The 13770-nt window shown below is 58.5% G+C and carries 10 protein-coding genes; 6 read left to right on the top strand and 4 right to left on the bottom strand.

Annotated elements, in window-relative coordinates:
- Positions 1-112 precede the first annotated feature (112 nt).
- The gene (locus NZK35_RS32395) at positions 113-703 is read right to left on the bottom strand and encodes a hypothetical protein (protein ID WP_259636670.1); all 591 of its coding nucleotides are present in this window, start codon (positions 701-703) and stop codon (positions 113-115) included.
- 720 nt (positions 704-1423) lie between these two features.
- On the opposite strand from NZK35_RS32395, the gene NZK35_RS32390 reads away from it, so the two are divergent.
- Positions 1424-2623 carry a diadenylate cyclase gene (locus tag NZK35_RS32390; RefSeq protein ID WP_259636669.1) on the top strand — a complete coding sequence of 400 codons (1200 nt, stop codon included), beginning with the start codon at positions 1424-1426 and terminating at the stop codon, positions 2621-2623.
- Between the two features lie 80 nt (positions 2624-2703).
- On the opposite strand, the gene NZK35_RS32385 is transcribed toward NZK35_RS32390, so the two are convergent.
- Positions 2704-3984 (bottom strand): Gfo/Idh/MocA family protein, encoded by a 1281-nt coding sequence (locus NZK35_RS32385; RefSeq protein ID WP_259636668.1) that lies wholly within the window; start codon positions 3982-3984, stop codon positions 2704-2706.
- A gap of 6 nt (positions 3985-3990) precedes the next feature.
- On the bottom strand, positions 3991-4539 hold the full coding sequence (locus tag NZK35_RS32380; protein ID WP_259636667.1) for an RNA polymerase sigma factor: 549 nt from the start codon (positions 4537-4539) through the stop codon (positions 3991-3993).
- A gap of 290 nt (positions 4540-4829) precedes the next feature.
- On the opposite strand from NZK35_RS32380, the gene NZK35_RS32375 reads away from it, so the two are divergent.
- Positions 4830-7088: a sensor domain-containing diguanylate cyclase/phosphohydrolase gene (locus NZK35_RS32375; RefSeq protein WP_259636666.1), complete on the top strand. Its 2259-nt coding sequence runs from the start codon at positions 4830-4832 to the stop codon at positions 7086-7088.
- Positions 7089-7187: 99 nt separating this feature from the next.
- Here the strand turns inward: NZK35_RS32375 and NZK35_RS32370 are convergent, their stop codons facing one another.
- Positions 7188-7883 (bottom strand): PilZ domain-containing protein, encoded by a 696-nt coding sequence (locus NZK35_RS32370; protein ID WP_259636665.1) that lies wholly within the window; start codon positions 7881-7883, stop codon positions 7188-7190.
- Between the two features lie 330 nt (positions 7884-8213).
- Between NZK35_RS32370 and NZK35_RS32365 the strand changes: the two genes are divergently transcribed.
- The 4 genes from NZK35_RS32365 to NZK35_RS32350 all read left to right on the top strand — a co-directional run bounded on the left by NZK35_RS32365 (position 8214) and on the right by NZK35_RS32350 (position 13406).
- Positions 8214-9704 carry an arylsulfatase gene (locus NZK35_RS32365; RefSeq protein WP_259636664.1) on the top strand — a complete coding sequence of 497 codons (1491 nt, stop codon included), beginning with the start codon at positions 8214-8216 and terminating at the stop codon, positions 9702-9704.
- Positions 9705-9873: 169 nt separating this feature from the next.
- Positions 9874-10740 (top strand): phosphoenolpyruvate hydrolase family protein, encoded by an 867-nt coding sequence (locus NZK35_RS32360; RefSeq protein WP_259636663.1) that lies wholly within the window; start codon positions 9874-9876, stop codon positions 10738-10740.
- Complete coding sequence (locus tag NZK35_RS32355) at positions 10737-11930, top strand: Tm-1-like ATP-binding domain-containing protein (protein ID WP_259636662.1); 1194 nt, start codon at positions 10737-10739, stop codon at positions 11928-11930. Before NZK35_RS32360 ends, NZK35_RS32355 begins: the two co-directional genes overlap by 4 nt.
- 123 nt (positions 11931-12053) lie before the next feature.
- Positions 12054-13406, top strand: a complete 1353-nt coding sequence (locus NZK35_RS32350) for a sulfatase family protein (RefSeq protein WP_259636661.1) — start codon at positions 12054-12056, stop codon at positions 13404-13406.
- Positions 13407-13770 lie beyond the last annotated feature (364 nt).

Genomic DNA, 13770 nt, shown 5'->3' with positions numbered 1-13770 from the left:
AGGTTCTGGTCTCGAATCCTCCAGCGTGGTCGATCGCCGTATGTATCTGTGCGCTATGTCACTCGGCGAGTGCTCGATGGTTCCAGCGGTGACCCAGCGGCCGCGGTCTAGGCTAATTGGCGTCGTCGGATGCTTCGCCGTCTGGTTCGTCACTGTCTAAGATCGATATCGCGAAGCAGTGATCCGTTCTACCCAATGCGATCACTTCGATGAGATCTTTGACGGCCAGGTAGAGCAACGTAATGATCGCGACGGCAGCCCCCGCCAGGATCGCGAGCGTGACGAGCACTCCGTAATAGATCGTGGGATACCACCAACCGGGAATGGTGTCCGACTCGTAAATCGGCACACAGTGCAAGACGAACACGATCGCGCCGGCACCAAAGAGGATCGCGTCGTAGGGTGCAATCTTGATGATCCGGTGATAGTGAGCGTCGGAGAAACCGGCATCGGCGTTATGCCCCAGCCCGATCATGGTCAACATCAATGCCAGCACGGTGGCCGAAACCGTCAAAATGCTGGAGCAGAACAAGCGACTGGTCGGGATAATCGATTCGAGTAAACGCCGCGCCTCTCCATCGCCCACGTGACCCATCGCGAAGGTCGAAATGCCGACGCTGATCGCGATCACCACTCCGATCACGGCCGCGGTGAACAGGTCGTTCTTCAGCCGGCCGAGCATTCGCCGTTGATCATCGCTCATCCGCAGGGACTTCCGTTCTCGAGTTGTTATCGTGGACCGTTGGGAGGCGTGAACAATGAACGGTATCGATACTTATGGTCGTGTTCAGTTCGGAACATCGATTCAAGCGACAGGCCACAGGCAACTTGTGTTCCAACCGTATCACCAACGGGGTGATCGTCATAAATTCGCGCGGTTCGGACGTAGCAGAGCGCCATCGTCCGCTCGTTGCGAACGTGTTTTCGAGGGCGGAATGAGGGAATGAGATGAAGTGCCAGGATGAAACGGGGCAGAATGATGCTTTGACCGCTTACGTGACGCGGCTCACTGCTTCGCTCAGCAATGAAAATGAAGTCGATGATACGTCTGGGAGGGTGACGCGCTAAATCGGCGTTTCGTCGATCGCAGAGGAAGGCTGATTCCGATGCGCGAAAACCGACCAGTGTGCTCGCTTCTGATGTACGGACCGAGTCCATGTGTGAACCGGCCGGCTCCAAAGCGTCGATACCTTTGATGCCGACACACGTGGTAGGCTACGCAATGTAGCATTCAATGCAGAGAGTAAATGTTTCTTGCGGCATAGGAATTGCATGTCGATTCAGCTTTTTGACGCAGAGCTTTTGCGCTGAGTTGGCCGCGAAGGAACTGGCTGATCCATTCACGACACTCCTGCGTTTGCGGGACACTGTTGGCGGTAGTGTTTGTGTTTCGTTTCGGTTGGACCTTGGATGAGGCGAGCTCATGAAGATCGTACGCGACGCTTGGCAGACTTTTTCACTGACTGATCTGTTGGACGTCGCCATCATTGCCGTGCTGCTCTGTCTGATACTGCTGTGGTTGAGGGATCGTGCGTCTCGATCGCTGGGCGTGGTCGTCACTGCGATCGCCATGATCTTCTTGCTTGCGCGGTGGTTAGACCTTTATCTGGTGACGATGGTCTTTCACTACGGCTCGGTCGCCATTCTGTTGGCATTGATGATCGTCTTTCAACAGGATATCCGGCACGGATTCGAGCGACTGACTTCGTGGACGTGGTCGCCTGGCCTTTGGCGACCCGATGCCCCGAGTGATCGGCAATCGTTTGGTCTGGCAGAGATCGTGGCTGAAGCGGTTTGTCAAATGGCTGACCATCGCGTCGGGGCGCTGATCGTTCTACCAGGTCGTCAACCATTGGAACGTCATCTTCGTGGTGGCGTGGACGTTGATGCGAAAGCGAGTCAGCCATTGTTGTTGAGCATTTTTCATCCCAAGTCGCCGGGGCACGATGGCGCGATCATTATCCAACGCGAGCGTATTAGTCGGCTTGGTGTGCATCTTCCATTAACGCAACAGGCGGCGAAGCTGTCCGAAGGGGGCACTCGACATGCGGCTGCCGTCGGGTTGGCGGAAGTCTCCGACGCGACGATCTTGGTCGTGTCCGAAGAGCGTGGAACGATTAGCGTTGCCAAGGACGGAGAACTGCAACGCGTCGAAGCGGAAAGTCTTGTGCCGTTGTTGATCAGGTCGTTCCAGGGCGCGGAGTCGGCCAACATGGCTCGCCCCGGTTGGCTTCGTCGTGTGTCGGTCCCGGTTCTATCCGTGGCCGGGGCGTTGCTGCTGTGGCTGATGTTTGCCTTCGAGACTGAGATGATCCAACGTACGCTTGTCGTGCCGGTGGAATTTCGAAACCTGCGTGATGGTTGGGAAATCGAAGAGCCGAAACCGACTTATGCGGAAGTGACGCTCTCGGGTACCGAATCCGCGTTCGCGCTGCTTGACGCGACGACCGCGACGGTCTCGTTGGACACCGAGCGAGAAGGGGGGCGGTTAAGAGATTATTGGCGAACTGAAGCTCACCTGAAGAACATTCCCGAGTCGTTGGAGATCGAGTCGGTGCTGCCGGAGGTGGTGTCGGTCACGATCAGACGCAAGTCCAACGATGATTCGGCAGGCCAACCGTAGCCTCGTTCGTGTCAGCGGGGCGCTGTACGGGCTGTGTCGTTGGCTGCCGTGAATGACTAATGCCGCCAGAACGAGTCGCTTCAGGCGTTCGCGGCTTGCCCCATGCGGTACTTGGCTTCGTTGATCCACTTAACCATCTGGATCCGTTTGCCGGTGCGGGTGGCCTGGTGTCCGAGCATCGCCATCAGCGTGCTGGCGGCGGCAGATTCCACTTGGTTCTCCGCCGCGCCGCGGCGAATCGAACGGAGAAAGGCTCGCTGTTGTTCGACCGTGGCCGCTTTGAGTGACGAGGGTCGATCCGACTGCCAGACGAGGTTGCCATCGAGGGAATAGATCTTGCCGGCGGATAAGTCGGCTCGTCCCAACGTGCCGTGGACGTGTTCGCTGGTGTTGTTCCACGATTTTGCAACTCGGCGACATTGCGACATCAGCACTGCGCCGGATGTGAATTCAAATTCAACGGTGTGATGATCAAACACTTCGCCCGAACGATCGGATGGCAGCGATTGATGTTCGGCCGTGTCGAAGATCCCCCAACCGCCCTGACCTTGCGCGACGAGGGGGGCTTGATCGAGTGCCCAGCGGATCACGTCCAATCCCGCGACGTGCTGCTCGACCAAGAAATCGCCTCCGGTCCATTGGAAATGATTCCAGTTTCGTCGTTGGAAATCAGCGTCCGATTCGTTTCCGGCGCGAGCCGGTGGCCGCAAGGATCCGGCATTGCAAAACGCTCTGGCAAAGATGGGCGTTCCAATGGCGCCGTTCCGTACGCGTTGGATCACGTCTTGGTAACGATTGTCGTAACGGCGTTGAAAACCGACGTGCACGGTCAGCCCTGCGGCGTTGGCCTGTTCGGCGGTGTCGATCGTCTGCAGCACGCCGGCGGCGTCTGCGGCGAGCGGCTTTTCCAGAAAGACGTGCTTGCCCGCTTCGACGATCCGCTGAAAACCGCTGGGACGATCCACCGGCGGTGTGGTCACGTAGACGATGTCGGCGTCCGATTCCAGGATCGGACTGAGACAATCTTCGCCGCCGGATCGAACACAATTTGCTGCGATCCGGCCGGCGTAGCGTCCTTTCAAGCTGCGGTACATCGACTGCGTTTGCGAATGAAAGTAATCCGCCAGCCCGACCAGTTGCACCGCTTCGTCGTCGATGGCCCAGACGGCGTCGGCGAGTTCACGGGCCCGGCGACCGCAACCGATGATCGCGATTTTGATCGGGGCAGTGCCGCCACCCTGAACCGCTTTTCCGACCGCGACGGCGCCCCCGATGGCGCCTCCGGCGATCATCAGCCCGCTGTCCTTGATAAAACTCCGTCGAGCGCAAGGCGACAGAGCATTTTCCTTTGACGTGTTCATCAACCCTCAAGCACCCTCGCGCATTTTTTGTCGCGCTCGACTGAGCATCGGCCCGATCGAGTTCTCGGACAGCCCGATCGCCTGACTGATCTCTTGGTAGGACATCCCTTCCAGATGGTACATCCGGACCACACTCGATTCCTCGGGATCAAGCCGGCTCATCAAACGTTCGACTTCTTCGCGATTCTCGATCCGTTCGGTCGGCTCGGTCGTTGCCGGTTCGGCACCGGTGACGGACAACCGGGTTCGAAAACCATCCTGATGCAACCTTCGGGCGATCACCCGACGCGCGATCACGGTCAGGTAGGTTGCCAGGGAACTGTCACGGCGAAATCGTCGCAAGACCCCACGATCCGAAGCCAACAGGACCAAAAAGACTTCGGCGACCAAGTCGTCTCGGGTCGATTCGTCGAGCGTCAGGCCGCGTGATTCGGCGGTGTGATTGGCGACGTGGATCACCAATCCGAGAAAGCGTTCCACGAAATCCTGCCAGGCGCGCGGCGCTCCGTCGATGCAGCGTTGTAGCAGGATTCGATCGATGTCAGAGAGACTCACGGTGCCGATACCAAAAGAGAAGCTTCACATTAGCCGGTGCTTGCTGCCTTCTTTTCGGCGACACCCTTCGCCCAGCAGACCCCTTTATGGTAGGTGGGGTGACAGCAAATCGCAAGCTTTGAAACGAAACCTCCGCCATCACGGGGGGCACGCGTCGCGCCTTTCATTCCGGTTCTACCAGTCAGGCGACAAGGGAGAATCACGCTCTTTTCGACGCCCCGGTCGGCCGACGTGACCTATGGTTGCTAGTAGCCGGTATTCTCGTCGTCACTCCTCCGCATCTGAGCCAAATGACTCATTCTCCGACACCCATCGAGCCCCAAACGAGTACCTTCAACGCTGACGTTCCCGCCGCGGGAGGCGTGCCGAATTCGTCGATGGTTGCCCGGGGAGCGGCGAATTGTGTCACGAATCTGCTGGCGAAATTGCAGATCGCGTCGGAGGCCGTCAGCGAATCCCCTGCGGAACGTCCAGAGAAAGACGCCGAGAACCGTTTGGCCGTCGTCCGATTGGGGATCGCGACCTCGTTGTTCTACGCGCTGCGGACTAAACATCCGGCGACCGCCGCACACGGACTGAGGGTGGCGTTGTTTTGCAGCAGTTGGGCCGAGCAAATGGGGCTGGATCACGACGTCCGCGATCGAATCGAAGTCGGGGCGCTGCTGCACGACGTCGGCAAGATCGGGATCCCCGATCGCATTTTGCGTAAGCCTGGGAAACTGACGGTCGACGAGCAGCTTGTGATGGACACTTGTCCTGATCTCGGATGCGATATTCTGCAAGGCTGCACGACGGACCCTGATCTGTTGGACATCGTTCGCTACTGCAACCTCTGGTACGACAGTCGACGCGACGGCGAAACACCGCAGGGCGAGGCGCTGCCGTTGGGCGCGCGGATGCTGGCGATCGCCGACGCCTTTGACGCGATGACGACCGAGCATGTGTACCGGCCGGCGATGAGCCGTGACCGTGCGATTGCCGAACTCGTTCGCGGTAGCGGAACGCAGTTCGATCCAGATTTGGTCCTCGATTTCAGCCGCCTGCTCGAATCCCGGCCGGAAATTCTGCAAGGATCGATGGTCCACCGCTGGCTCCAGCAATTGCGTCCCGAAGATTCTCAGGCGTTCTGGACCGGGACTGCAAACCCCGCTGTCGGCAAGTCCCATCGAACCAAGGAAGTCGTCCGACGCGAAACGCTTTTCAATCAACGCCTGTTGTCGACACTCAAAGACGGCGTCGCGTTTACCGACGGAGAAGGAAACGTCTCTCAGTGGAACGTCGCCATGGAGCGACTGACCGATCTTCCCGCCGAAGCGATCATCGGAAAACAATGGTCAGCCGCGGCACTACGGATGCGTGACACCGACCGTGACCGCGATGACGAAACGATTTGTCCGTTGCAGGAGTGTTTTCGAACGGGTGAATCTGTGCGACGGGCGATGATCATCGAAGCCGTCGGAACCGATCCCGTCTCGGTGCACGTTGAAGTCGCTCCCGTGCACGGCGAACGCCCCGGATCACACGGTACCGTGATTGTGGTTCACGACCTGTCCGATCGCGAACATTTGGAACGTCGATTGGATACGCTGCACCAACAAACGCGACTGGACGGACTCACGCGGGTCGCCAACCGTGCCCATTTCGACACCACGCTGGAAGAACTGGTCGCCGCCACTGCCGCCGGCGGACCAACGTTCGCGCTGGTGATCTGTGACCTGGACCATTTCAAACGAATCAATGACACGTTTGGCCACCCGGCCGGTGACGAGGCACTCAAGGTCTTTGCCAACGTACTGCGGTCGCAGAGTCGCGAAGGGGATCTGGTGGCGCGTTACGGCGGTGAAGAGTTTCTGCTGCTAGCCAACGCGTGTGACAACGCCACGGGCGCCAAACGCGCCGAAGTCCTTCGCCAGACACTCGAATCGACGCCCATCGAAGCCCTCGGCGGTGAGTGCATCACGGCCAGCTTCGGCGTCACCGAATATCAATCCGGCGACAGCGCGGAAACCGTGTTGGCACGAGCCGACCGAGCCTTGCTGAAGGCGAAAGACAACGGCCGCAATCGAGTCGTTCAGCTGGGGTTGGGCAAAATGTCAGAAGTCGCTGAGCCCGCGCACCGCGTCGGCTGGTTCGAGTGGTTGATCGGCAGTGACGATGCGGTTGCGACCAAGGTTGACATCTTGACGCCCGTCCCGGCCGATCTGGTGATCGAGAAACTGCGTGGCTTTATCGCCGATCACCATGCCGAGATCGTCAATGTCGCCGAAAACCAGCTTTCCTTGAAAGTCGTCTCGGGATCCAGTCCGGGCGGCCGCCGCCGGATCGACCACAAGATCTCCTTCCATGCGGTGCTGACGCTCAGCGAAGCGCAAAAAGACGAACTGCTGACCGAAAACGCGACACCGGGTTGCAGCACGAAAGTCCACCTGGAACTCAAGCCGATCCGAAACCGCGATCGTCGTCGACGCGAATTGAACGACGCGGTCCAACAGCTCATCGCCAGTTTTCGCTGTTATCTGATGGGCGAGATCATCAACCGCGGCGAGTAGGACGTTGTCAAGGATTAGCAGTGGCGTAAGCTTTCAGCTTGCGTTTCACGAGTGAAACGAGACCGCAAGCTGGAAGCTTACGCCACTTTGCCGGATGGCCTATGAAAGCTGAAGGACGGCGTTGTGGAACTGACGCCCGGTGCCGGCGTGCGTGAACGCAATCCCGGAGGCGTACTGCGACCCTCGCCGCGAACTCCAAACGCTTGTACCGACGACGGCGTTGCCATCAGCGAGTTGCAGCATCAGTCGTGTGCCGATCACACATTCCTCCGAGCCGATGATTTGTAGTCCGCTGCGGCTGGTCGAAACGATTCGACCCTTGCTGCGGTTTTGGGGTTGGCACTGCCGGATGGTGACCGCGACGTCGACCGATTCGCGTCGTGCCGTTCGGCGACTGAGTTGGCCGGCGTGGATGCCAGCGGAAATGAAGTCATCGGGGAGCGAACGGCGAAAATACAAACCGCTGGCGTATTGATCGAGTCCGGATTGACGAGACCAGCAAACCCGGGCGAGCATTTGCAAGGTGTCGTGTGCCGCGAGATTGCGAATTTCCAACGTCGTTGATTTGAACAGCGACCGGGTTTGCCGATAGCGAATCGCGCAACCGCTGGAGTTCAGATCCACAATCTGGCAGGGAATTTGATCGTCGCCTCCCAGCGGAGCATGAACCAAAAGCCGACATTGGATGTCGCGAACATCTTGGCCGCCGATCACTTGAAAACGAGGTTCGTAGCGGTCATCGTCGACCGTTGGAGTGACCGGCAGTTTGTGTTTCGGTTTCTCTGCTGATGGCACTGCGGGAGGATGTGCCCCGGAAGCTCCGGAGTTTGTGGTTGAAGGTGATGCAACGTTGGGCATGATTTTGCACTGTCGAGACAAGAGGTGACCGAGGGAACTCTAGCTTGCATGAATGATGATGCCCGGGGCACGTTCGAGAACTCATTCGCCGACGCAATGGCCGTGATATCATCGGACGATCTTGACGGTTGAAGAGATGCCCCAGGGCAATTCACGCCGTGGATCCGTTACACTGCTTCGGATGCGACCGGTCCAAATCCGCAACTTGGTTTTGGGTCCCGCCGATCCGTACCGTCCCTGCTGTGCAACGCCCTGGAAATGCCCACTATGCGTCTTTTATTCCTGTTAATCACCGCCACTGTCCTGACTGTCGGTATCCCGCGAGTTGGCCTGGCCAAAACCCCCAACATTGTTTTTATCTTGGCGGATGATCTCGGCTATGGTGAACTCGGATGCTACGGCCAAGAAAAGATTCGCACACCCAACATCGACCGGCTCGCGAAAGACGGGATGCGGTTCCTGCAACACTACACCGGCGCGCCGGTCTGTGCTCCGGCGCGTTGCACCCTGATGACCGGCCAGCATTTGGGGCATGCCGAGATCCGAACCAACCGTGATTCCGGCAACGGGCGAATCTATCCCGGTCAATTTCCGATCACTGAACAGATCGTCACGATCGCCGAAGTGTTGCAGGAGGCCGGCTATGCGACCGGCGCCTTCGGCAAATGGGGGCTGGGGCCGTCCAATACCACCGGTTCACCGATCAAACAGGGTTTTGATCGCTACTTCGGTTACAACTGCCAACGCAACGCACACAGCTATTTTCCTCCGTTCTTAGACGACGACGAAAAAGAAGTTCTGATCAACAAGTACCCGATCCCCGGCCACGACCGCAAACCGGACGGAGAAGTGGTCGCGGATGACTATCGGGCGGAAACGTATGCACCGGATTTGATCCTGCAGGAGGCGGTCAAGTTTCTGGACAAGAATAAAGACAATCCGTTCTTCCTCTATTGCCCGTTCGTCGAACCGCACGTCGCCATGCAACCACCCCAAGAATGGATCGACAAGTATCCGACGGAGTGGGACGACCAACACGGACCCTATCGAGGCGAGAACGGTTACCTGCCACACCCGCGACCGAGGGCCGCATACGCTGCGATGATCTCCGATCTGGATGAACACGTTGGGACCATTTTGGATCAATTGGACAAACACGGATTGACCGAAAACACGGTCGTGATTTTCACTTCCGACAACGGTCCGACACACGGCAGCCGCAATCCCGAATTTCATGTCGGTGGAGCGGCCTGCACGTTCTTCCATTCCAACGGCGGATTGAAGGGTTACAAAGGAAGCTGCTACGAGGGTGGCATTCGCATCCCATGCCTGGTCCGCTGGCCCGGTCAGGTTGCCCCAGGCAGTGAAAATGATTTCCCGTCGTACTTCCCGGACTGGTTTCCCACGTTGGCCGAGATCGCCGGCGGCAAGCTGCCCGAGCAACAAATTCTCGACGGCGTCAGCTTGGTCGGTTTGATTCAGGGAAACGAAACGCAACGCACCAAACCCTTGATTTGGAATTTCAACGGATATGGCGGAATCGTTGCGGTGCGGGACGGAGATTGGAAAGCCATTCGCCGCAACATCAACCAAAAACAAGCGGCCGATTGGGAACTCTACAACCTCGCAGACGACCCGGCTGAAACCAATGATCTGGCCAAGTCGCATCCGGAAATCGTCAGACGGCTCGAGCTCGCGTTCATCAATGACCGCACGTTCGAGCCCGATTTTCCGATGAACATCTACGACGAGCGTTAAGGCACCGTCGGCTCGCAGAAACAGACGAGGCTTGCGGTTCGGACACGCAATACCATGACACACGCAGGTGCGACGCGCCATCGCTTGCGATGAACGGATTCGTTTGCGTTATCCTATCGGACCTGGTCAACCTGATGAATTTCGGCGCCCTATTGAAAGAGCTTGTGCAATGCCAAACCCGTGGACTGGAACAGGAAACCCGTACACACGCGAAGAGGTGGTGGCACGATTGCGTGCGACCCTTGACCGGGGCGAATCGATTCTCGCCGCGGGCGCCGGCATCGGCATCAGCGCCAAGTTTCTTGAGCAGGGCGGCGCGGATCTGATCATCATTTACAACTCCGGCCGTTTCCGAATGGCCGGTCATGGCAGCACCGCCGGCTTGATGGCCTACAGTGACGCCAACGCCGTGGCGATGGAGATCGGCGAGTACGAAGTGCTGCCGATCGTCAAAGAAACACCGGTCATCTGTGGTGTCCATGCCTCCGACCCACGACGGCGGATGTGGCATTGGTTGGGCAAAGTCAAAGAGATGGGCTTTTCAGGCGTCAACAACTTTCCGACCCACGCCATCGTCGACGGTAACTTTCGGCAGGTGTTGGAGGAAACCGGGATGAGCTTTTCCCATGAGGTCGAAATGGTCGCTTTGGCTCGCCAAATGGACCTGTTCAGCATCGTTTATGTCGCCACGGCCGAAGAGTCCGAGGCGATGGCCAAGGCGGGGGCCGACGCAATCATTGCCCACGTCGGAACGACGATCGGAGGCAGCATCGGCGTCACCGATGCCAGTTGTACGATCGAAGACGCTGCCGAACGCACGCAAGAGGTTTGTGATGCCGCAAAAAGTGTGCGTGACGACATCTTCTTGCTTTCTCATGGTGGTCCGATTTGTGGACCCGAAGACGCCGCTTACATCAACCAACACACCGATACGGTCGGCTTCGTCGGCGCGAGCAGCTTGGAACGCATGGCCTTTGAGCAATCGTTGTTGAAACTGACGCGTGAATTCAAGCAGATTCCGGTGCGTTCGCGATGAAGACGATTGCGGTACTCGGGACGTATGACACCAAAGGCGACGAGTTGGGGTTTGTTGCCCAGAAAATTCGTGACCAAGGTTTCGCCGTTTTGACCATCGACGTGGGGACGGGCAAGCCGCCTCGCATCACACCCGATGTCACACGCGACGAGTTGCTGGCGAGCATCGACGCGGACTTGAAACCGATCGCCGGCGACCGGGGTGCTTGTGTGGCGTTGATGGGGCGCGCTGCGGCGGCGTTGTTGCCGAGCTTGGCGGCGGCAGGGCGGATCGACGCCGTCCTCTCGCTTGGCGGAGGCGGCGGCACGTCGATCGCGACTGCCGCAATGCGTGCCTTACCGATCGGCTTCCCCAAGCTGATGGTCTCGACCGTCGCCAGCGGAGACACGTCTGCTTACATCGGCACCAAAGACATTGTGATGATGCCCAGCGTCGTTGATGTCGCGGGGCTGAACCGCATTTCGCAACTCGTGTTCACTCGCGCGGTGGGCGCGATCTGCGGCATGGTCCAAGCGGAAGTCGAGTCGGACGCGGCGAATCCGATCATCGTCGCCAGCATGTTCGGCAACACCACCAAGTGCATCGAGATTGCAAAACCGATTCTTGAAAATGCCGGCTACGAGGTGTTGGTGTTTCATGCGACCGGTATCGGTGGACGGGCCATGGAAGATCTGATCGCCAGCGGGATGGTTGCGGGCGTGCTGGACATCACGACGACCGAGCTGGCCGATGAATTGCTGGGTGGCATCATGTCTGCCGGACCGAACCGGCTGGAAGCTGCGGGAACAGCGGGATTGCCGACCGTCATCGCCCCGGGATGTTTGGACATGGCCAACTTCGGACCCCGCAGTACCGTCCCGGACCACTACCGGTCGCGACTGATCTACGAACACAATCCCGACAACACTTTGGTCCGAACGACTGCGGAGGAATCGGCGCGACTGGGACGCACCCTCGCCGAACAGGTGGACCGCTATGGCGACAACGTGACCGTGATGATCCCGACCAAGGCGATCAGCGTGATCAGCGCCCCAGGGCAGCCGTTTCACGACCCCGCTGCCGATGCAGCCCTGTTTGAAGCGATTGGCAAGACCCGCAAGCCGGTCGTTCGAATCGAGTGTGAAATCAACGACAACGCGTTCGCCTCGGCCGCGGCCAACGAGTTGTTGCGTCTGTTGGCGAACCGCTAGCGATGGTTGCGACCGAACGAATCGTGCACCGCTGGTGGCAATGGGCTACGATGGCTGCCCCCCCGCCGCGTTCATTCTCCTTTCCGCAAGCGTTTTTCTTCCCCACCCATTTCTGCCGCAACCATGAACGATCGATTTGCCCTGCTGAGTTTGATGCTGTTGTCCGTGACCGCGTTGTTTTCATCAGCTTTGCACGCCGCCCCATCGGCACCCAATGTCGTTTTGATCTTCGTCGACGACATGGGCTACGGTGATCTGGCGTGCTATGGAAACACCCAGCACAAGACACCACATCTCGATCGACTTGCCGCCGAAGGCCAGCGTTGGACGAACTTTTATTCTTCCGGTTCAACCTGTGTGCCGAGCCGAAAAGGGCTGATGAGCGGACGACATCCCGTGTTCATTCCTCGCCAGACGAACGGACTGAAGGACGATCGCGGCGCCTTGATGCCGGCGATGCTCAAACGGCAAGCTTATGCGACGGCCATTCTTGGCAAATGGCACCTGGCAGGTTACCCCAAAGACTTTACCGTCGACCCGATGCATCCCTTGGAATGTGGTTTCGATTATCACTATGGCACCCCGGGCAGCAACGACGTGCCGCCCCCGCCGGGCAAAAAGCAAACGCGTGAGGTGTTCGACAATTGCGATAAATTCTCGTTTCCGGTCCCGCTGATTCGTGGCCGCGAGGTGGTCGAGTTTCCGGTCAACCAGGAATTGCTCACACGCCGTTACACCGAAGAAGCGGTGAAATGGATCGAGCAACAGAAAGACAATCGCTTCTTTCTGTATCTGGCCCACAACATGCCGCACGCGCCGATCTTTGCGTCACCCGAATTTCAGAACCGAAGTGCCGGGGGCCGGTTCGGCGATGTGGTCGAAGAAATCGATTGGTCAGTGGGTCAAGTCGTCGAGACGGTTCGTCGATTGGGGATCGAGAAGGAAACACTGATCGTCTTTACCAGCGACAACGGCCCCTGGTCGTGTTTCGGCCCGCACGGCGGCACGGCCGGACCGTTGCGTGGCGAGAAAGCGACGACTTGGGAGGGCGGCCAGCGGGTTCCGACGATTTTCCATTGGCCCGGAACGATCAAGCCGGCCACGATCGATGGCATCGGCGCGAACTTGGACCTGTACGCGACGTTCGCGTCACTTACCGGCGGCAGCGAACCCTCTGACAAGCCCGGTTATATCTCGACCGATCTCAGTCCCACCCTGCTCGCGGGTAAGCCGAGCGCGCGACAGACATGGGCCTATCATCAAAACGCGTTTCGTTCCGGCCGCTACAAAATTCACGTCGCAAGCAGCCTGCCCACCGACCCGGTGACACGTCGCCGACGTCCAATGACCACGTACGACACACCGTTGTTATTTGATTTAGAGGCCGATCTCGGTGAGCAGCATGACATCGCCGGGCAGCATCCCGAGGTGGTCGCTCGGTTGGTCAGCGAAATGAAAACATTCCACGGCAAATAGTGCCTTGTCAATCTTAAATTGACGGGTTGCTTCGGTCGAGCGAGAAAGGGGGCAGGTACCTATGGCACGGGCAATCGTAACAAGGGATTCAGCAACCGTTGGTGTTTAGCCTTTAGGCGATTCCCGGTCGCTGCGACGCAGCGACAGTGGGCGGCTAAAGCCCAATACCGCTAAGTTAAGCGTCGTTTCTTCAGATGAGGGCCCGTAGGCTCGCGCCAAACGGCTGATATTCGTTTGACATCAGCCGGTTCGCGCCAGCGTCCGGGCCCCCTCATTCATGTTAACTTAGCGGTATTGGGCTAAAGCCTGCACACCAACACTTATGCCCGTGCCATTCGGGTCACGCACCCTACCGCTAACAATG

The organism is Stieleria sedimenti, from assembly GCF_025060895.1.
GTDB lineage: Bacteria > Planctomycetota > Planctomycetia > Pirellulales > Pirellulaceae > Stieleria > Stieleria sedimenti.
This window is presented reverse-complemented; position numbering and strand designations above follow the sequence as displayed.